Below are 19,542 nucleotides of genomic sequence, written 5' to 3' on the forward strand. Positions count from 1 at the left end.
GAGCATGAACCCTTTTTACACGAGCCACCGGATCGGTCAACTGATCCTTAAACGATCGGCATTAACCTTCGGGTCGCCTTTTTTATGCCACGCCTGGCGGAAGCCGCTTATAATTCGTTTAGGTTCTGTTGATGTTCGGCACACCTGCGTTGACCTGAGGTTGATTAAAATGTTTCTGAATCATTTACAATCGCACTCAGAATGTTTAATCCATTTTTCGCGCTGTCAGGATAAGGAATCACCATGCGAATTTTAGTCATTGAAGATAACGCACTGTTACGTCATCACCTCTCAGTGCAGCTGCGGGAAATGGGCCATCAGGTCGATGCGGCAGAAGACGCCAAAGAAGCAGACTATTTTCTGCATGAGCATGCGCCTGATATCGCCATTGTTGACCTCGGCTTGCCTGGTGAAGATGGCCTGAGCCTGATCCGCCGCTGGCGAAGTCATCAAAACAATCTGCCGATTCTGGTGCTGACCGCCCGCGAAAGCTGGCAGGATAAAGTCGCAGTGCTGGAAGCCGGTGCGGATGATTACGTCACTAAGCCATTCCATCTGGAAGAAGTGCTGGCGCGCATGCAGGCGCTGATGCGCCGTAACAGCGGTCTCGCCTCACAGGTGATCACGCTGCAACCTTTCCAGATTGATCTGTCACGTCGTGAACTGACCGTCAATGAGCAGCCGATTAAACTGACCGCTTTCGAATACACGATTATCGAGACACTGATCCGCAATGCGGGAAAGGTGGTCAGCAAGGACTCTCTGATGCTTCAGCTCTATCCGGATGCCGAGCTGCGTGAAAGTCACACCGTCGATGTTCTGATGGGCCGTCTGCGCAAAAAACTGCAGGCAGAACACCCGGTTGATGTGATAACGACCGTACGTGGTCAGGGTTACCGTTTCGACATCAGGCCATAATCATCGTCATGTTCAAAGGACGCTTCATGAAAGGACGTCGTACCCGGAACCCCTTCTCCCTTCGCGTCCGCTTTATGATGGCGACCGCTGCGGTGGTACTTACCCTGTCGCTGGCCTACGGGCTGGTGGCCGTGGTGGGTTACATGGTGAGTTTCGACAAAACCGCCTACCGGCTCCTGCGCGGCGAAAGTAACCTCTTCTTCAGCCTTGCACAATGGCGCGACGGCAAGCTGACTATCAACGTTCCACCTGATCTCGACCTCAACACGCCGACGCTGGTGTTCATTTACGACGCAGACGGAAAACTGTTATGGGCCGAGCGCCGCATCCCTGAGCTCGAAGCGCATATCGATAAAGCGTGGATGAACAAACCCGGCTTCTATGAGCTGGATACCGACACGCAAATCAGCAGCGAAGTACTGGGCAACAACCCGCAAGCACAGGATAAGTTGAAGGATTACGACGATACCGACGCCAACGCGATGACCCATTCCATTGCGGTCAATACCTATAATGCAACCTCGCGCCTGCCGGCGCTGAACATTGTGGTGGTCGATACCATTCCGCAGGAATTACAGCGATCTGATCTTGTCTGGGAATGGTTCAGCTATGTCTTACTGGCGAACCTGCTGCTGGTGGTGCCTTTGTTATGGCTGGCAGCTTACTGGAGTCTGAGGCCAATCAAAGAACTGATCCATCAGGTCGCCGAACTGGAAACCCACGAGCGGGAATCACTGGATGAAAACCCGCCACGTGAACTGCGCGGTCTGGTGCGTAACCTGAATATTTTGCTGCACGGGGAGCGTGGCCGTTATGATCGTTACCGCACCACGCTGGCTGACCTGACGCACAGCCTGAAAACGCCGCTGGCTGTCTTGCAGTCCACCCTGCGTGCACTGCGCAATGGTAAACAGATGACCATTGAAGATGCCGAGCCGGTGATGCTTGAGCAAATCAGCCGCATCTCACAGCAGATTGGCTATTACCTGCATCGCGCGACATTGCGCTCCGAACAAAACCTGCTGATCCGTGAAGTTCACTCCGTCCCGGCGATCCTCGACGGATTATGTTCGGCGTTGAATAAGGTTTATCAGCGTAAAGGCGTGGTGATCACGGTGGATATTTCACCGGAAATCACCTTTGTGGGCGAAAAAAATGACTTCATGGAAGTGATGGGTAACGTGATAGACAACGCCTGCAAATACTGTCTGGAGTTTGTCGAAATCAGTGCTGTCCATACCGAGAATCAGTTGGTGATCCTGATTGAAGACGATGGCCCGGGTATTCCGGTAAGTAAGCGCGAGGTGATTTTCCAGCGCGGGCAGCGGGCAGATACCTTGCGTCCGGGACAAGGGCTGGGGTTATCGCTCGCCAACGACATCATTGAACAGTACGACGGCAAAATTATCATTGGTGACAGCCCGCTTGGCGGCGCCAGCATGCGCGTTTGTTTTGGTCTGCAACAAGGCATTGAACTGGAATAACGTTCTCCCCCGATTATTTTGCCAGCAAATTTCGGCGCAATCTTAAGCATAGTGCGAAATTTGCTGGCAATTGCCCAACTCAGCCGCAACACCTTCCGTTATAATCATTTACAGACTCTTCTCTTCCTTATCACCCTCCATTTAATGCAAGGGAAATACTATGGATTACCAACTCGACCTAGACTGGAATGATTTCCTGCAGCGTTACTGGCAAAAGCGTCCTGTGGTGTTAAAACGCGGCTTTAAAAATTTCGTCGATCCGATCTCTCCGGACGAACTGGCTGGTCTGGCGATGGAAAATGAGGTGGACAGCCGTCTGGTGAGCAATCAGGACGGCAAGTGGAATGTCAGCCACGGGCCGTTTGAAAGTTACGATCATCTGGGTGAAACGGGCTGGTCAGTTCTGGTTCAGGCGGTCGACCACTGGCATGAACCCTCTTCCCATCTGATGACGCCATTTCGCCACATTCCTGACTGGCGCATGGACGATTTGATGATTTCCTTCTCGGTGCCCGGCGGTGGTGTTGGCCCGCATCTGGATCAGTACGACGTATTTATTATTCAGGGCACTGGCCGCCGCCGCTGGCGTGTGGGCGAGAAAGTCGCCATGAAACAACATTGCCCGCATCCTGATTTGCTGCAGGTCGAGCCGTTCGAGGCGATTATTGATGAAGAACTGGAACCGGGCGACATCGTCTACATTCCGCCGGGCTTCCCGCACGACGGCTATTCGCTGGAAAACTCCCTCAACTATTCCGTCGGTTTCCGTGCGCCAAACGCCCGTGAGATGGTCAGTGGTTTTGCAGATTTCGTGCTTTCCCGCGAGCTGGGCAGCCACCGTTACAGCGATCCGGAACTGGTTGAACGTGAACATCCGGCCGAAGTGCAACCGGCTGAGCTGGATAAACTGCGCGGCATGATGCTGGATCTGATTGGTAATCCGGCGCATTTCAACAGCTGGTTTGGCGAGTTTATTTCCCAGTCGCGTCATGAGCTGGATCTGGCACCGCCGGAACCGCCTTATCAGCCGGGTGAAATTTATGAACTGCTGGAGTCGGGTGAAACGCTGGAACGTCTGGGCGGTCTTCGCGTGCTGCGCGTGGGTGATACCTGTTACGTCAACGGCGAAGCCATGACCACGGAACATATCGCTGCGGTGGATGCGATTGCCCGCCATAAAACCGTAACCAAAGACATGCTTGGCGATGCGCTGGACGATCCCTCATTCCTTGCACTGCTGTCTTCGCTGGTTAACAGTGGTTACTGGTACTTTAACGACTGACCGGTGTTGCGCTAATAAAATAAAAGGGACGATGTTTTCAGACATCGCCCCTTTTTTGTCGCCACCCGCACCGTCAGTGCTTCACGGCTTCTTTTGCTGTCAGCTCAGCAATACGCATAATCACTGCAACCGCTTTTTCCATTCCTTCGAGCGTTACGAATTCGTGTTTGCCATGGAAGTTATAACCGCCGGTGAAGATATTCGGGCATGGCAAACCGCGAAACGAAAGCTGTGCGCCATCAGTGCCGCCACGGATGGGCTTCATGATAGGTTCAATATCACAATCTTTCATCGCCTGCTGCGCCAGTGCAATAATGTGCGGGTGCTGAGCCACTTTGTCGCGCATGTTGTAATAGTGATCGTCGAGCGTCACTTCGATATAACAATCACGGTGCAGGCCTTTGCCGACCACGTGTGCGACATCAATAATTTTTTGCTTACGGGCTTCGAACTGCGTTTTGTCGAAATCACGGATGATGTAATGCATTTCCGCACGCTCAACGTTGCCCTTGATGGTCGTCAGATGGTAGAAACCTTCGTAACCTTCTGTATATTCGGGCGTTTCATCTGCAGGCAGCTCGTTGTGAAAACGCGTCGCCAGTGACAGTGCATTCACCATCACCCCTTTGGCACTGCCCGGATGCACATTATTACCGACAATTTTAATCGTGGCCGACGCAGCGTTGAAGTTCTCAAACTCCAGCTCCCCCACTCCGCCACCGTCGACGGTGTAGGCCCACTGCGCGCCGAATGCAGGAATATCAAAACTCTGCGCACCTTTGCCGATTTCCTCGTCTGGCGTGAAGGCGATACGCACCGGTCCGTGCGGAATATTGCTGTTTTTCAGTCGCACCATCGCGGTAATAATTTCTGCGATACCAGATTTATCATCAGACCCGAGCAAGGTTTTGCCGTCGGTGGTGATAATCGTGTGCCCGAGAAGCTGATGTAATACCGGGAACATCACCGGAGATAATATTTCATCGCCATTACCCAGTGCGATATCGCCGCCGCGGTAATTTTCCACAATTTGTGGATTAACGTGTTTAGCCGTGAAATCAGGCGCGGTATCCAGATGGGAAATAAAACCAATCACCGGCACTTTCCAGGCCACATTGCCTGGCAAGGTGGCCATCACGCAGCCTTTATCACTGAGCGTAACCTGAGAAAAACCTAGCTCGGTCAGTTCATTACGCAGGGCCTGCGCCAGCCTGAGTTGTCCGTCGGTGCTGGGCGTGTGTTTAACATTGGGCTTAGATTGAGTATCGAAAGAAACATAATGAAGAAAACGATCAAGCAACTTATTCATTTGGGTATCCTCAGGCGGCTGGGTTTTATTATGCGCAGCATGAAAACCCTGAATATTGCGTCAGGTCATTTTTCACCAAGTTTAACGAGATATGTCTATGGGGCAGGCGCAATTTTTGGCGAGAACAATAAAAAAAAGCCTGGTGATCACCAGGCCTGGTCTTTCTTGGTCAGGAACTTATGGACAAATTCCGGTACGACCTGGCTCGCCAGCCCGTAGTGCTTCATATCGAATTCGCTTTCAACCTGACTCGGTTCAAGATTCAGTTCAACAGCACAGGCGCCGCCGATGCGCGCTTCATGGACAAATCCCGCGGCCGGATAAACGTGGCCAGACGTACCGATAGCGACAAAAAAATCGGCTTTAGCCAGCGCATCGTAAATCTCATCCATGCCAAACGGCATTTCACCGAACCAGACTATGTGCGGACGCAACGGTGCCGGAAACTGACAGCAATGACAGCGGTCATCCACAGTCAGATCGCCCGGCCAGTCCAATACCTGCCCCGATTGCGTACACCGCACTTTTAGCAATTCGCCGTGCATATGAATGACGCGTAAGCTGCCCGCGCGCTCGTGCAGGTTATCGATATTTTGCGTAACCAGCAGGAAGTTCTCACCGAGCGCTTCTTCCAGCGTGGCCAGCGCGTAATGTGCGGCATTCGGTTTGAGATCTTCTGCCTGCAACTGACGGCGGCGCTCATTATAAAAACGCTGTACCAGTTCAGGATCACGGCGATAGCCTTCGGGCGTCGCCACATCCTCAACATGATGTTCTTCCCACAAACCGTCTGCGGCGCGGAAGGTGCGGATACCAGATTCAGCTGAAATCCCGGCCCCGGTCAGCACCACCACAAACGGCTTCTTCAACGACGCAGCCGCCATAGAGTCACGGTGGAAAATATTCGACCGGAACCGCTGATGGCGAATGCGCTTATTTTTGCGAAACCGACACAGACGATGACGTGTGCGCATGAAGTGCTCCTTACTCTCTGTGTCTGATTAAGACTTCATTTAAAAATGGATTACTGACCGCCACTGAGTACGCGGGCAGGATCGATACGGCTCGCACGCCGCGCCGGATACCAGCTTGCCAGCAAACTCAGCACCAGGGCGGTTACCAGCACCCCTGCGACATCCAGCCAGTGAACTTCAGAAGGCAGGAAGTCGATGAAATAAATATCGCCCGACAGGAACTGGTGACCGGTCAGTTTTTGCAATGCATTGACGATGTTAGTCAGCTGGAAGGCCGCAATCACGCCGATCACTACACCTGCGACGCTGCCGACCAGCCCCGCCAGTAAACCGTACCAGATGAAGACTGCGCGGATAAGTCCGTCTTTCGCGCCCAGTGTGCGCAAAATCGCAATATCGCTGCTTTTATCTTTCACCGCCATCACCAGCGTTGAAACGATATTGAAGCAGGCCACACCAATCACCAGCACCATCGCCATATACATGATAGCGCGCACCATTTGGATATCACGGTACATGTAGCCATAAGTTCCGATCCAGCTGCTGATATAAACGTAAGCCTGAGTCACTTCACCGGCGTCGTGCACCAGTTTCTGTGCGGCAAAGACATCGTTCACTTTGATATCAATACCGGTCACGCTGCTGCCCATATCCTGATATTGCTGGGCATCGGCCAGAGGCACCATGCCAAGGCTGTGATCAAGTTGTCCGCTGAGCTGCAAAATACCGGCAACCTGCAGGCGAATCCGTTTTGGCTGCAACAGCTTCATTTCCGGGTCGCTGTTCGGGATCATCACGGTCACCCAGTCGCCCTGCTTCACGCCCACCGAATCCGCGACACCTTTGCCGAGGATCAACTGTTGCTGACCGGCTTTAAAATTTTGCCAGGCATTATTCTGCACGAATTTCGGCGCGGCACTGACACGTGGTTCACTCTGTGGATCAACACCTTTCAGTTGGATGGCGCGCAGTTTGGCGCCGTGCTCAATCAGGCCGTTGAACTGGATATAGGGTGCAGCCGCCACAATACCCGGCACTTTTTCCACCCGATCCAGCACGCCCTGCCAGTTGTTGAACGGCTGATTGACCGGCCGGATTTCGCCGTGCGGTACGACCGCCAGTACGCGTTCTTTCAGCTCACGTTCAAAACCATTCATGGCGCTGAGGCCAACGATCAGCACCGCCACACCCAGTGCAATGCCTAATGTTGAAATCACCGAAATCAGCGATACCATGCCGCTGCGACGGCGTCCACGACTGAACCGCAGGCCAATCAATAATGAAAAAGGAATGCCAGACATTACTTCGCTCCCAGCAACATCGATTCCTGCTGCAACTTGCCGTCACGCATTTCCAGCTGACGCGTCAGACGGTTCGCCAGTTGCAGATCATGAGTCACCACCAGAAACGCCGTGCCCTGGCGCACATTCAGTTCGCCGAGCAATTCGAAAATGCTGTCGGCATTGCGCTGATCGAGATTACCGGTCGGTTCATCGGCCAGCACCAGCGAAGGATTATTCACCAGCGCACGGGCAATTGCCACCCGCTGACGTTCACCACCGGAAAGCTCGGAAGGACGGTGATTGCTGCGATGTTGCAGTCCCACCGCTTCAAGCATCGCCAGCGCGCGTTCCTGCACTTCGGCAGATTTCTTTTTGCCAATCAGCAGCGGCATCGCGACGTTTTCCAGCGCGGTGAAATCCGGCAGCAAATGGTGGAACTGATAGATGAAGCCCAGTTCGCGGTTACGCAATTCAGATTTCGCCGATGAAGACATCGCATTCAGAGACTGGCCTTTGAAAATCACTTCGCCGGACGTCGGGGAATCGAGTCCACCCAGCAAATGCAGCAAAGTACTTTTGCCGGAACCGGAGGTGCCGACAATCGCCATCATCTCACCCGGCTGCATAGCGAAACTGACGTCACGCAGCACGTCGGTGTGCATTTTACCTTCCTGATAAGTCTTACAGAGGTTTTCACACTGCAATAATAAAGAATTACTCATAACGTAAAGCCTCTGCGGGATGGGTGGCAGCAGCGCGCCAGGAAGGATAAAGCGTAGATAATAAGGCGATTGCCATGGCGACCAGCGCAATGACCACGACCTGAACCGGTTCAATATCGACCGGCAGCGACGCGCCGTCGATCATCAGCCCGATAGCTGGCATAATTGTATTCAGTTGGGTGGCCAGCACCACGCCGAGCACGGCACCGAGCAACGCGCCGATCACACCGGCACTGGCGCCCTGCACCATAAACAGCGCCATAATCTGGCGACGGCTTAAGCCCTGTGTTTGCAAAATGGCCACTTCGGCTTGCTTCTCCATCACCAGTAAACCCAGTGACGTAATAATGTTAAACGCGGCGACGGCGACGATCAGGCTCAGCAACAGCCCCATCATATTTTTCTCCATGCGCACCGCCTGGAACAATTCGCCGCGGCGTTCACGCCAGTCTTTCCAGCTTGCACCGTCAGGCAGTTTTTGCGTACTCAGACTGTCGACGTCCAGCGGTTTGTCGAGGAACAAACGCCAGCCGGTGACATTGCCTTTCGGATACAGCATCAGGCGTGAGGCGTCCTGAATGTTCACCAGCATCTGGTAACCATCCACTTCGCTGTTGGCGGAGAAAGTGCCGATAACGTTGAACAAACGCTGGCTCGGGACGCGCCCGACCGGCGTGAACTGGCTGACACTGGTGACCATCAGACGCAGTTGATCGCCACGGCGCACTTTTAACTGCTGCGCCAGCTGATCGCCAAGAATAACGTTGTATTTACCGGGTTGAAGTTCCTGCTGGGCAACCCCAATTAAGTATTTCGCCAGCGGGTCTTTCTGGTCAGGATCGACACCAAGCATCACGCCCACCGCGACGCTGCCTGGGCTTTGCAGCACGACATCGCCGGTGGTCAGCGGTACAGCGCGGTTAACACTTTTCAGCGCCGACACCTGTTGATGGGTGATTTTCTGAGGGTCGAGGGATCCGCCCGGCGTGGTGATTAACGCCTGAGGCATCAGACCCAGGATGTTACCTTCCAGATCTTTCTCAAAACCGTTCATCACTGACAGCACGGTCACCAGCGCCATCACGCCGAGAGTGATACCAATGGTGGATAACCAGGAGACAAACCGCCCGAAGCGGTCCGAAGCACGCCCGCGCATGTAGCGCAGACCTATAAATAACGCGACAGGTTGATACATAACATCCGTTTTAAGTGCTTGGCCGCAAATAAGTGCGTGGCGCAGACTAAAGTGATCAAGGATAATAAAGGCTAGCACCGCTTTATGGAACCATTAACCCAAAGTAATCGGTTTAACTTTGTGACGCCGTTGACCCTTTTATACAGACAACGGGTTGACCCCGATTACCCCTGCAAAGCAAGATACGGTCTGCTAATTGGCCTCCGACAGCCGCCAAAACGAGAACTCAACACAGCCTATGTCTCAAGATTATCGTTATTCGTTGCCTGAACGCCCGGGCGACAACCGCCTGTTAGGCCAGCTTACAGGCTCCGCCTGCGCGCTGGAATGCGCCCAAATCAGTGAACGCCATACAGGCCCGATCCTGCTGATTGCGCCTGATATGCAAAATGCCCTGCGCCTGCGCGATGAAATTCAACAGTTTACTGACAACAAAGTCCTGAGTATTGCGGACTGGGAAACGCTACCTTACGACAGTTTTTCTCCACATCAGGAAATTATTTCTTCACGCCTTTCCAGTTTGTATCAGCTTCCTACTATGGAACGCGGCATCATTATTCTGCCGGTGAATACGCTGATGCAACGCGTCTGCCCGCACGAATTCCTGCACGGTCACGCGCTGGTGATGAAGAAAGGTCAGCAGCTTTCGCGCGATAAATTGCGTGCACAGCTGGAACAGGCCGGTTATCGCAGCGTAGATCAGGTGATGGAGCACGGCGAGTTTGCCACCCGTGGCGCTCTGCTGGATTTGTATCCGATGGGCAGCGAAGAACCTTATCGCATTGATTTCTTTGATGATGAAATCGACAGCCTGCGCATTTTCGATGTGGATACCCAGCGCACGCTGAGTGAAGTGGAACATATCAATCTGCTACCCGCGCACGAATTTCCAACCGATAAAAATGCCATTGAACTGTTCCGCAGCCAATGGCGCGAGAAGTTCGAAGTACGTCGCGATGCCGAACACGTTTATCAGCAGGTCAGTAAAGGGACCTTCCCCGCCGGTATCGAATACTGGCAGCCGTTGTTTTTCAGTCAGCCGCTGACCACGCTGTTCAGCTATCTGCCGGAAAACACGCTGGTGCTGAATACCGGCGATCTCGAAGCCGCCGCTGAGCGCTTCTGGCAGGACGCCTGCCAGCGTTACGAAAGCCGCCGGGTCGATCCGATGCGTCCGCTGCTCGAGCCGGAAAATCTCTGGCTGCGTGTGGAGTCGCTGTTTACCGAGCTGAAAGCCTGGCCACGTGTTCAGCTGCGTACTGATTCGCTGCCGAAGAAAGCCGCCAATACCAATCTGAGTTACGAAAAGCTGCCAGATTTATCCGTTCAGCCGCAGAATAAAGCGCCGATGGATAACCTGCGTCGCTTTAATGAATCCTTTGCCGGCAGCCTGGTATTCTCTGTAGAAAGTGAAGGCCGCCGCGAAACGCTTCAGGATTTGCTGGCACGCATCAAGCTGATGCCGACGCTTATCACCCGGATTGAAGAAGCCGATATCGCCGGTCGTTACATCATGATCGGCGCGTGCGAACGTGGTTTTCTGGATGCGGATAAACAGCTGGCGCTGATTTGTGAAAGCGATCTGCTTGGTGAACGCGTGGCGCGTCGCCGTCAGGACAGCCGCCGGTCGATCAACACCGATACACTGATCCGTAATCTCGCCGAACTGCGTCCCGGCCAGCCGGTAGTGCATGTCGAACACGGCGTGGGCCGTTATCTCGGGCTGACAACGCTTGAAACCGGCGGCATCACTGCCGAATACCTGATACTGACCTACGCCGGTGAAGACAAACTGTATGTGCCGGTATCATCGCTGCATCTCATCAGCCGCTATGCCGGTGGCGCGGATGAGAGCGCACCGCTGCATAAACTCGGCGGTGAAGCCTGGTCAAAAGCGCGGCAGAAAGCGGCCGAGAAAGTGCGCGATGTCGCTGCGGAACTGCTGGATATCTACGCCCAGCGCGAAGCCAAAAGTGGTTTCGCGTTTAAGCACGACAAAGCACAGTATCAGCTGTTCTGTCAGGCTTTCCCGTTTGAAACCACGCCGGATCAGGCACAGGCCATTAACGCGGTACTGACTGACATGACCCAACCGCTGGCGATGGACCGGCTGGTATGTGGCGACGTCGGTTTCGGTAAAACCGAAGTGGCGATGCGCGCAGCCTTCCTCGCCGTTTCCAACAATAAGCAGGTGGCCGTTCTGGTACCGACCACCCTGCTGGCACAACAGCACTTCGATAACTTCCGCGACCGCTTCGCCAGCTGGCCAGTGCGCATCGAAATGATGTCGCGTTTCCGCAGCGCCAAAGAACAAAACGTCGTGCTGGAAGATGCGGTTGAAGGCAAAGTCGATATTATTATCGGCACACACAAACTGCTGCAAACCGATCTACGCTGGAAAGATCTGGGACTGCTGATTGTCGATGAAGAGCACCGTTTCGGCGTACGTCATAAAGAGCGCATCAAAGCGATGCGTGCAGACGTAGATATTCTTACCCTGACCGCAACGCCTATCCCGCGGACGCTGAACATGGCCATGAGCGGCATGCGCGACCTGTCGATTATTGCCACACCGCCTGCACGTCGTATGGCGGTGAAAACCTTTGTGCGCGAGTACGACAGTCTGGTCGTGCGTGAGGCAATCCTGCGTGAAATTCTGCGCGGCGGGCAGGTTTATTATCTCTACAACGATGTCGAGAATATCGAGAAAGCCTCGCAGCGGCTGGCCGAACTCGTGCCGGAAGCGCGCATTGCCATCGGCCACGGTCAGATGCGTGAACGCGACCTCGAGCGTGTGATGAATGATTTCCATCACCAGCGTTTCAACGTGCTGGTGTGTACCACCATTATCGAAACCGGTATCGATATCCCGACGGCGAACACAATCATTATTGAGCGCGCCGACCACTTTGGTCTGGCGCAGTTGCATCAGTTGCGTGGCCGCGTAGGGCGGTCACACCATCAGGCCTATGCGTATCTGCTGACGCCGCCACCGAAAGCCATGTCGGCCGATGCACATAAACGTCTGGAGGCCATTGCCTCGCTGGAAGACCTGGGTGCCGGTTTTGCGCTGGCGACGCACGACCTTGAAATCCGCGGTGCTGGCGAACTGCTCGGCGAAGGCCAGAGCGGCCAGATGACCAGTATCGGTTTCTCGCTGTATATGGAGTTGCTGGAAAACGCCGTCGAAGCGTTGAAAGAAGGCCGCGAGCCATCGCTGGAGGATTTAACCACCAGCCAGACCGAAGTTGAAATGCGCATGCCTGCGCTGCTGCCGGAGGATTTCATTCCTGATGTGAATACGCGCCTGTCGTTGTATAAACGTATCGCCAGTGCGAAAACCGAAGGCGAACTGGATGAACTCCGCGTTGAGCTGATCGACCGTTTTGGCACGCTGCCGGACGGTGCGCGCAATCTGTTGCTGATTGCCGTGCTGCGCCTGAAAGCCAAAGAACTCGGCATCCGGCGGATTGAAGGCAACGAGCGCGGCGGATTCATTGAGTTTGGCGATAAGAACCGTGTGGATCCGGGCTTCCTGATTGGTCTGTTACAGAAACAACCCCAGGTTTACCGGCTGGACGGCCCGACAAAACTGAAGTTTGTGTTAGATCTGACTGATCGCCCGAAACGCCTGAAGTTTGTCGGTGACATGCTGAATGAGTTTACTGAGCATCTGATCTGAATCTGATCTTCATGCGTTAAAAAAAGCCTGAGGTTTTCACCTCAGGCTTTTTATTTTCCACACTTCCCGCTTGGTTATGAACGGGTAAGTTGCAACTGACCGCTTTTATCCAGCGGAATTTGTGTGCCCGGATCGTGGTCCATACGAACTTTCCCTTGCTGATCGCCTATTTTATAGGTCACATCATAACCGAGCGTTTTATCTTCTTTGTCATACACGGTTTTACAGCGCTGCTGTTGCGTGGTGTAGGTGTCGTTTTCCTGCATGCTGCTCTGCACGCGGTTACCCGCATAGCCACCGCCCAACGCACCCGCTACCGTCGCAACATCACGTCCGCGGCCGCCACCAAACTGGTGACCGAGTACGCCACCGGCGACTGCACCGAGCACGGAGCCAGCAATCTGATGTTCATCCTGTACAGGACGTCGGTGAGTGACCGTCACATTCCGACATTCCTGACGCGGGATTTTCGTGGTTTCTTTGATTGGCGTCGCGCTGACAACCTGCGCGTACTCCGGGCCAGATGAAAAAACATTCATGCTTGCAACGCCAGCAATGCCCAACGCCGCAGCCACACCAATACCGACCCCAGCTAACATTGACTTGTTCACAGGACTTCCTCCGCAAATGTTACCACGCAATGACTCCGTTACCGGGGTCCCTCAGCGGACAGCTTCACATCTGAGGTTCGGCGTGCGTGAATCGCCGTCTGTGACCATCTGTTCTTGTAAACTTATTGTTAAGTCTGCACACCTAAACGTAAGCAAACAATAAGACGAAATCTGTAAGTGAGATAAACAACCGGTGCATCCCCCTGTTTCGGAGAATTCTTAGCAGACAACCTCATCGTGGCGGGATCTTATGCTGTTCACAGGGGTATTCATGCAGATAAGAAAAAGCCTGTCAGAAACAGGCTTTAGGCTATGAAACGATTCAGCTGACGTTGAAAAATATCAGCTGACAGGTATCAGTGCAGTTTAAGACGCGGGCGGATCACCCGGTTAATGCCGCCGACCAGCATCATCAGACCGGTTTTGATGTAACCGTGCAATGCAATCTGGTGCATACGGTACAGCGAGATATAAACCAGTCTCGCCAGACGGCCTTCGACCATCATAGAACCGCGCATCAGGTTACCCATCAGGCTGCCGACAGTACTGAAGCGTGAAAGGGAAACCAGTGAACCGTGGTCTTTATAGACGTAAGGTTTCAGGCTTTGCCCCTTACGCTGCGCCATGATGTTGGCAAAACAACGGGAGGCCATCTGATGCGCTGACTGCGCACGCGGTGGCACGAAACCGCCGGATGGCTGCGGACAGGAAGCGCAGTCGCCAATCGCATAGATGTTCGGGTCACGCGTGGTCTGCAGCGTCGGTTCCACCACAAGCTGATTGATACGGTTGGTTTCCAGACCCGCGATGTCTTTCATGAAATCAGGGGCTTTAATCCCCGCCGCCCAGACCATCAGATCGGCGTCAATGAATTCGCCGGACCTGGTGTTCAGACCGTTCTTATCCGCGCTGGTCACCATGGTTTGCGTCAGAACGCGCACCCCCAGTTTAGTCAGCTCGTTGTGCGCCGCAGCAGAAATACGCGGTGGCAGCGCAGGCAGAATACGTTCACCGGCTTCCACCAGCGTGACGTTCAGCGCTTCGCTGTCCAGCCCTTCGAAACCGTAGCTGTGCAGTTGTTTTACCGCATTATGCAGCTCGGCAGACAGCTCGACACCCGTCGCCCCGCCGCCAACAATCGCAATGTTCACTTTCTTCTGCTTGTCTGCACTGGCAGAGAATTTGAGGAACAGGTTCAGCATTTCGTTATGGAAACGGTGCGCCTGATGCGGGTTATCCAGGAAGATGCAGTGGTCTTTGACGCCCGGTGTACCGAAATCGTTAGACGTGCTGCCCAGCGCCATCACCAGGGTGTCGTACGCAATATCCCGTACCGGCACCAGCATTTCGCCGTTCTCGTCACAGATTTCAGCCAGTTTGATGGTCTGATTTTCACGGTCGATATCGGTCAGTGAGCCAATCTGGAAGGTGAAACCGTGGTTGCGGGCATGAGCCAGATAGCTCAGCGCATCCACGCCGTCATCCAGACTGCCGGTCGCCACTTCGTGCAACAGGGGTTTCCATAAATGGCTGTGGTTACGGTCGACCAGAATGATCTCCGCTTTTTTGTTGCGGCCAAGTTTATGGCCCAGGCTGGTCGCCAGTTCCAGACCGCCGGCGCCACCGCCGATAATCACAATTTTCTTCATTGGTGATGTCAAAATGACCCCCTCAAATGTGAACCAATTGTTATATAAGAGTAAAAATATAATCCTTATATAACATAGGGTTGCTTAAGTTAAATCGGTATCTGAGACGGAGGATATCACGCGTGGTGATTTGGTCATACCAAAATTGATATAGGTCAATTTAAATTCATTTGGCTAATTTGACTTAGGAAAATGGCACGCATTTTGACATCTTTAAATCAGCAAGTTAGACGCGGATCTGCCATGAAAACGAATACTGAAGCGGGAATGACACAAATAAAAAACCACTGCGCAAAGGCGGTGGTTTTAGCGATTTCAGAAACGAAATGTTAAATCAGACGATATTTTTGAACGCTTTAATGCGTTGCAGATGCGTCGAGATATCTTTGAATTTATGGCTCTGATGCTCGTCCCATTCAACCGGATAATAGTGATGTAATTTCTCAGCCGTTTTGCTGCTGTCGAGCACGCCATCTTCACGGGATAAAATCACCAGACAGCGGTCGCGGTTTTTCTCGCGGAAATCGCTGATGCACTTGGTGGCGATATCTTCATACTCTTCCGGGCGGTCGATTTTCCCGGTCATATTATCCTGCGGTGACAAATTCGGATTGAACATCACCTGGCGGATCCCGCACAGGAAACCGATGCGTTCAGCCCAGAATCCGCCAAGTCCGACGCCGCAAATCAGCGCATTCTTGTCCGTCGTTTCCTGCAGCACTTTATCCACTTCTTTTAGCAGATGTTGCATGTCATGACGCGGGTGCAGCGTGCTGTAACTGATGAAGCGCACGTCCGGATCAATGAACTGTAACTGCAACACTTTCTCATGATTACCGGGACTGGTTGAATCGAAGCCATGCAAATAGATAATCATCGTTTACCTCATCCTGAATGTGCGTTGAACCCTTCACGTGGTCGGAAAAACGTTACAGGGCAGCCTGTTTATGTTCCTGCCAGCGGGCGTCGAGTGTGGTCAGATCACGGTTTGCCTCTTTCCAGCGTCTCGAATTTTGCAGGTCCTGACGGGCCTGTTTTCCACTATACAGTCCGCGATGATACAACTGTGCAACGCGCTCAGCGTTGACCGGAGACAGGTTATCCAGCACGCTGACAGCGCCCTGCCGGTTGTTACAGGCCAGGATCATGTCGCAACCCGCATCCAGAGAGGCCTGCGCGCGTTCGGGATAAGACCCCATGATTGCCGCACCTTCCATTGAGATATCATCGGAGAAGATCACGCCGTTGAAATTCAGCTCTTTGCGCAAAATTTCCTGCAACCAGTATGGCGAACCGCTGGCCGGACGTGGATCGGCCTGAGTATAAATCACGTGCGCCGGCATCACGGCATCCAGTAATTTACGTTCGTTGAGCTGACGGAAGATAGCCATGTCGTGCTGGCGGATAACTTCCAGCGGGCGATCGTCGTGTGGTGTTTCTTTATGGGAATCCGCGCTGACGGCACCGTGCCCCGGAAAATGCTTACCGGTGGTTTTCATGCCAGCGGAATGCATACCGAGAATATACTGCTCAGCCATTTCAAGCGCTTTCCGGGGTTCTGCATGGAACGAACGTTCGCCGATAGCTGCGCTGATATGTCCGATATCCAGCACTGGCGCGAAGCTGATGTCGATATCCATCACAATCATTTCCGACGCCATCAGCCAGCCGCTTTCCTGGGCCAGACGCCCCGCTTCGTGCGGTTCATTGAGCGCCGCAAAAGATTGCGCGGCAGGCAGACGGGTAAAACTTTCGCGGAAGCGCTGTACGCGCCCGCCTTCCTGATCCACGGCCAGCACCAGCCTGTCGTGCGACGCGGCGCGGATCTGGCGGATCAGTTCATGCAACTGATCGACATCATGATAATTTCGGGTGAATAAAATCAGCCCGCCCACCAGCGGGTGCTGCAAAATTTCACGTTCTTCGGCATCCAGCGCATAGCCAGCGACATCCAGCATTACAGGTCCCAACAAAATGGACGCTCCTTTTCATTTTTTAGACAATTATCACGGGTGCAACGGGCGCACCCATTCAAGATATTTACTCTCGCCGGTCTGCTGCCAGCGCACTTCGAACCACATCAGCATCAGGTAATCAACCCAGGGGATCCAGCGGTTAACCCGCTGCTGCAAAAGAAATATTTCCTGATAGCCGCCAGCATCAACGTATTCGCCGATGAACGCATTTTGCTGCTGCGCGTTCCAGTCGTTGCCACGAATAATCGCCGCCAGCTCCAGCGCAATGTCCGCATTCGCCGCATATTCCCAGTCAATCAGCCGCAGCCCGTCTGGCGTACTAAGCACATTACCGGCGTGAATATCCATATGTACCAGCGCCAGTTTCAGCGGTGACGGCGGATCCTGCGACAACATTTTGCGGTGCAAACGCAGCCAGTGCGGCGTCAGCCTGCGCCGGTCGATATGTTGCCAGTAGCGGGCAAATTGCTGCTGTAAATCCAGCCGGTAGCCTGATAGTGGCAACTGGTGTAACTGCACCAGACACTGGCACAAGGCTTTCTGGCCTGAAACGGCGGCGAGTGCCTGATCTTGCAACGGCGTTCCGCCTATCCAGTCGACTATCAGCCACGGCGGCGAATAAAGTCTGACACAAGGGCCTAATTTGTGCCGCGCGATATGCCGCAAAATCACAGATTCGCGTTGCCGGTCAGCGCCCAAAGCTTGCCGCTGTACAGACTGATGTCGTGCCAGAAACTCACCGGCAGACGAGCTGATTTTCCAGCTTTCGCCGGTCAGCCCGGCAACCGGTAATAAACGAAAACCGGCGGTTTTCACCGCAGGATAATGTTGTTCAATCAGTTGCCGGAGTTCGTGTTGCAGAAGCTCAGCGTTAATTCTGAACTGCACCGCGGCCTGACCAGATGATTTCACCACTCGGTGCGGTAATCAGACGCATCGACATGGTCGGCGCTTTCACATCACCACTCACGGTACTGTAAAGCACGTACTGCGCTTTTACGATGTTTGCCAGGCCGATGGCTTTACTGACCGAAGCCAGACTGTCATCCGGCGATAATCCCAGAGACTGTTTGGCCGAAGCCAGTTGCTCGGCGGGTACCACCTGGAAGGTCGTGTTGTTGGCCAGTGCATTGCGCAATGCATCGGTGGCTTTTGCCATTTGCAGGGAACCGTTGGTGCTGTTTTTCACGCCATCCACCAGCAGAACGCTGCCCGGCTGCACACCACCGGATTTCAGCATTTTCGCAAGCATTGGCTCAACAGTTGCGGTCCAGTCGATATTGGCAAATTTAGGCGGCTGCGGAACTGGCTGGACCTGCGGTTGCTCCGGAACCGGCGGGTTAACCGGTGGCAACGGTTGCTGTGGCTGCTGCGGTTGCTCAGGCTGCTGTGGCTGGTTTTGCTGCTGGTTTGGCAACGTACAACCGCCAAGGATCAATGCGGCCATTGCCACAATGAGGAAATACTTTTTCATCAACCTTCTCCGTGCAAAAAATTAGAGATAAAGGTAAATACGCACACTGTACGCATCAAGATTGCCGTTCAGGGAACTGACGTCCACGCTGCTGTTCGCCGGAACAGTAATGGTCCTGGCCTCGGCGACCGGGAATAAATCCAGCCCCTGTTTATCATACCAATAGTAACGATAATGCAGGGTGACTGAGTGTGGCTGGTTGTTATCCAACCTGGTTGTGGCTTTTTTCTGCCCGCCGGAATCAGATACGGATGGCGAACCTGGGATTATGCCTGCCGTCAGAACGGGGGATTCCATTACCACTCTTTGTTGATTATTCAGCGCAATAGTGGGCTTGCTGCTACAACCTATCAACAAAATCACTGGCAATAACGCCATCAAAAAACGCATGTTTACCCTTACTGACGTGACAGCAATGGACCCAGTGCACGGCCACCGACCAGATGCATATGGATGTGATAAACCTCCTGACCAGCATCACGGTTGCAGTTGACGATCAGGCGGTAACCGCTTTCGGCGATGCCTTCCTGTTCGGCAATTTTCGCGGCCACCGTCATCATTCTGCCCAGCGCTGCTTCATGCGTCGCATCGACGTCATTCATTGTCGGGATCAGAACATTCGGGATAATCAAAATATGGCTGGGTGCCTGAGGAGAAATGTCGCGAAACGCAGTGACAAGTTCGTCCTGATAAACCACGTCGGCAGGGATTTCACGGCGAATGATTTTGCTGAAAATTGTCTCTTCGGCCATCTTAACTGTCCTTAACAAAGTAAAAAGCGTTGTACGCAGTATGGGTTAGAATTTCCATTCCTTTCAACCTGATTACGCTTTTTGATGCTTAATTGACGCAGAAAGCGTCAGCCAGTGCTCCGCTGAATCGCAGACATAAAAAAAGGAGGCCGAAGCCTAATGCCGATCGTTTAAGGATCAGTTGACCGATCCGGTGGCTCGTGTAAAAAGGGTTCATGCTCATCATGGACC

At 53.5% G+C, this 19,542-nt stretch carries 17 protein-coding genes; 4 read left to right on the forward strand and 13 right to left on the reverse strand.

Annotated features, from left to right (window positions below; genetic code table 11):
- Nucleotides 1-243: 243 nt before the first annotated feature.
- The 3 genes from phoP to DXU84_RS24290 all read left to right on the forward strand — a co-directional run bounded on the left by phoP (nucleotide 244) and on the right by DXU84_RS24290 (nucleotide 3,684).
- Nucleotides 244-918: a two-component system response regulator PhoP gene (gene phoP, locus DXU84_RS24280; RefSeq protein ID WP_013576218.1), complete on the forward strand. Its 675-nt coding sequence runs from the start codon at nucleotides 244-246 to the stop codon at nucleotides 916-918.
- 26 nt (nucleotides 919-944) lie between these two features.
- Nucleotides 945-2,402 carry a two-component system sensor histidine kinase PhoQ gene (phoQ, locus tag DXU84_RS24285; protein WP_013576219.1) on the forward strand — a complete coding sequence of 486 codons (1,458 nt, stop codon included), beginning with the start codon at nucleotides 945-947 and terminating at the stop codon, nucleotides 2,400-2,402.
- 160 nt (nucleotides 2,403-2,562) lie between these two features.
- Nucleotides 2,563-3,684 (forward strand): cupin domain-containing protein, encoded by a 1,122-nt coding sequence (locus tag DXU84_RS24290; RefSeq protein ID WP_037037371.1) that lies wholly within the window; start codon nucleotides 2,563-2,565, stop codon nucleotides 3,682-3,684.
- Between the two features lie 73 nt (nucleotides 3,685-3,757).
- On the opposite strand, the gene pepT is transcribed toward DXU84_RS24290, so the two are convergent.
- From pepT to lolC, 5 genes are all read right to left on the reverse strand, one after another.
- Nucleotides 3,758-4,993 (reverse strand): peptidase T, encoded by a 1,236-nt coding sequence (gene pepT, locus DXU84_RS24295; protein WP_153376801.1) that lies wholly within the window; start codon nucleotides 4,991-4,993, stop codon nucleotides 3,758-3,760.
- Between the two features lie 146 nt (nucleotides 4,994-5,139).
- The gene (gene cobB / locus DXU84_RS24300) at nucleotides 5,140-5,967 is read right to left on the reverse strand and encodes a Sir2 family NAD+-dependent deacetylase (protein ID WP_013576224.1); all 828 of its coding nucleotides are present in this window, start codon (nucleotides 5,965-5,967) and stop codon (nucleotides 5,140-5,142) included.
- A 50-nt stretch (nucleotides 5,968-6,017) separates the two neighbouring features.
- The gene (lolE, locus tag DXU84_RS24305) at nucleotides 6,018-7,268 is read right to left on the reverse strand and encodes a lipoprotein-releasing ABC transporter permease subunit LolE (protein WP_153376802.1); all 1,251 of its coding nucleotides are present in this window, start codon (nucleotides 7,266-7,268) and stop codon (nucleotides 6,018-6,020) included.
- Nucleotides 7,268-7,972, reverse strand: a complete 705-nt coding sequence (gene lolD / locus DXU84_RS24310; RefSeq protein ID WP_013576226.1) for a lipoprotein-releasing ABC transporter ATP-binding protein LolD — start codon at nucleotides 7,970-7,972, stop codon at nucleotides 7,268-7,270. Before lolD ends, lolE begins: the two co-directional genes overlap by 1 nt.
- On the reverse strand, nucleotides 7,965-9,167 hold the full coding sequence (gene lolC / locus DXU84_RS24315) for a lipoprotein-releasing ABC transporter permease subunit LolC (RefSeq protein WP_153376803.1): 1,203 nt from the start codon (nucleotides 9,165-9,167) through the stop codon (nucleotides 7,965-7,967). Before lolC ends, lolD begins: the two co-directional genes overlap by 8 nt.
- Nucleotides 9,168-9,405: 238 nt before the next feature.
- On the opposite strand from lolC, the gene mfd reads away from it, so the two are divergent.
- A complete protein-coding gene (gene mfd, locus DXU84_RS24320; RefSeq protein ID WP_013576228.1) occupies nucleotides 9,406-12,849 on the forward strand; it encodes a transcription-repair coupling factor in 3,444 nt (1,147 codons plus the stop codon).
- 74 nt (nucleotides 12,850-12,923) lie between these two features.
- Here the strand turns inward: mfd and DXU84_RS24325 are convergent, their stop codons facing one another.
- The 8 genes from DXU84_RS24325 to hinT form a co-directional block, all read right to left on the reverse strand.
- Nucleotides 12,924-13,460 carry a glycine zipper 2TM domain-containing protein gene (locus DXU84_RS24325; RefSeq protein ID WP_013576229.1) on the reverse strand — a complete coding sequence of 179 codons (537 nt, stop codon included), beginning with the start codon at nucleotides 13,458-13,460 and terminating at the stop codon, nucleotides 12,924-12,926.
- Between the two features lie 356 nt (nucleotides 13,461-13,816).
- Entirely contained in the window at nucleotides 13,817-15,121 is a 1,305-nt protein-coding gene (locus tag DXU84_RS24330; RefSeq protein ID WP_112151606.1) for an NAD(P)/FAD-dependent oxidoreductase, read from the reverse strand.
- Between the two features lie 322 nt (nucleotides 15,122-15,443).
- Entirely contained in the window at nucleotides 15,444-15,986 is a 543-nt protein-coding gene (ycfP, locus tag DXU84_RS24335; RefSeq protein WP_013576231.1) for an alpha/beta hydrolase YcfP, read from the reverse strand.
- A gap of 52 nt (nucleotides 15,987-16,038) precedes the next feature.
- Nucleotides 16,039-17,067 (reverse strand): beta-N-acetylhexosaminidase, encoded by a 1,029-nt coding sequence (nagZ, locus tag DXU84_RS24340; protein WP_013576232.1) that lies wholly within the window; start codon nucleotides 17,065-17,067, stop codon nucleotides 16,039-16,041.
- A gap of 48 nt (nucleotides 17,068-17,115) precedes the next feature.
- Nucleotides 17,116-17,973, reverse strand: a complete 858-nt coding sequence (locus DXU84_RS24345; RefSeq protein WP_370461828.1) for a phosphotransferase — start codon at nucleotides 17,971-17,973, stop codon at nucleotides 17,116-17,118.
- The gene (gene lpoB, locus DXU84_RS24350; RefSeq protein WP_112151608.1) at nucleotides 17,957-18,559 is read right to left on the reverse strand and encodes a penicillin-binding protein activator LpoB; all 603 of its coding nucleotides are present in this window, start codon (nucleotides 18,557-18,559) and stop codon (nucleotides 17,957-17,959) included. Before lpoB ends, DXU84_RS24345 begins: the two co-directional genes overlap by 17 nt.
- A 21-nt stretch (nucleotides 18,560-18,580) precedes the next feature.
- Complete coding sequence (locus DXU84_RS24355) at nucleotides 18,581-18,949, reverse strand: YcfL family protein (protein ID WP_013576235.1); 369 nt, start codon at nucleotides 18,947-18,949, stop codon at nucleotides 18,581-18,583.
- A gap of 8 nt (nucleotides 18,950-18,957) precedes the next feature.
- Complete coding sequence (hinT, locus tag DXU84_RS24360; RefSeq protein ID WP_013576236.1) at nucleotides 18,958-19,311, reverse strand: purine nucleoside phosphoramidase; 354 nt, start codon at nucleotides 19,309-19,311, stop codon at nucleotides 18,958-18,960.
- Nucleotides 19,312-19,542: the final 231 nt, after the last annotated feature.

The organism is Rahnella sp. RcJ3 (assembly GCF_009498575.1).
GTDB classification, from domain to species: Bacteria; Pseudomonadota; Gammaproteobacteria; order Enterobacterales; family Enterobacteriaceae; genus Rahnella; species Rahnella aceris.

Coding starts and splice junctions, on each gene's coding strand:
- lolC (WP_153376803.1), bottom strand. CDS start 9,167: ATGTATCAACCTGTCGCGTTATTTATAGGTCTGCGCTACATGCGCGGG.
- pepT (WP_153376801.1), bottom strand. CDS start 4,993: ATGAATAAGTTGCTTGATCGTTTTCTTCATTATGTTTCTTTCGATACT.
- hinT (WP_013576236.1), bottom strand. CDS start 19,311: ATGGCCGAAGAGACAATTTTCAGCAAAATCATTCGCCGTGAAATCCCT.
- mfd (WP_013576228.1), top strand. CDS start 9,406: ATGTCTCAAGATTATCGTTATTCGTTGCCTGAACGCCCGGGCGACAAC.
- DXU84_RS24290 (WP_037037371.1), top strand. CDS start 2,563: ATGGATTACCAACTCGACCTAGACTGGAATGATTTCCTGCAGCGTTAC.
- phoP (WP_013576218.1), top strand. CDS start 244: ATGCGAATTTTAGTCATTGAAGATAACGCACTGTTACGTCATCACCTC.
- cobB (WP_013576224.1), bottom strand. CDS start 5,967: ATGCGCACACGTCATCGTCTGTGTCGGTTTCGCAAAAATAAGCGCATT.
- nagZ (WP_013576232.1), bottom strand. CDS start 17,067: ATGCTGGATGTCGCTGGCTATGCGCTGGATGCCGAAGAACGTGAAATT.
- phoQ (WP_013576219.1), top strand. CDS start 945: ATGAAAGGACGTCGTACCCGGAACCCCTTCTCCCTTCGCGTCCGCTTT.
- lolD (WP_013576226.1), bottom strand. CDS start 7,972: ATGAGTAATTCTTTATTATTGCAGTGTGAAAACCTCTGTAAGACTTAT.
- lpoB (WP_112151608.1), bottom strand. CDS start 18,559: ATGAAAAAGTATTTCCTCATTGTGGCAATGGCCGCATTGATCCTTGGC.
- ycfP (WP_013576231.1), bottom strand. CDS start 15,986: ATGATTATCTATTTGCATGGCTTCGATTCAACCAGTCCCGGTAATCAT.
- DXU84_RS24355 (WP_013576235.1), bottom strand. CDS start 18,949: ATGCGTTTTTTGATGGCGTTATTGCCAGTGATTTTGTTGATAGGTTGT.
- lolE (WP_153376802.1), bottom strand. CDS start 7,268: ATGTCTGGCATTCCTTTTTCATTATTGATTGGCCTGCGGTTCAGTCGT.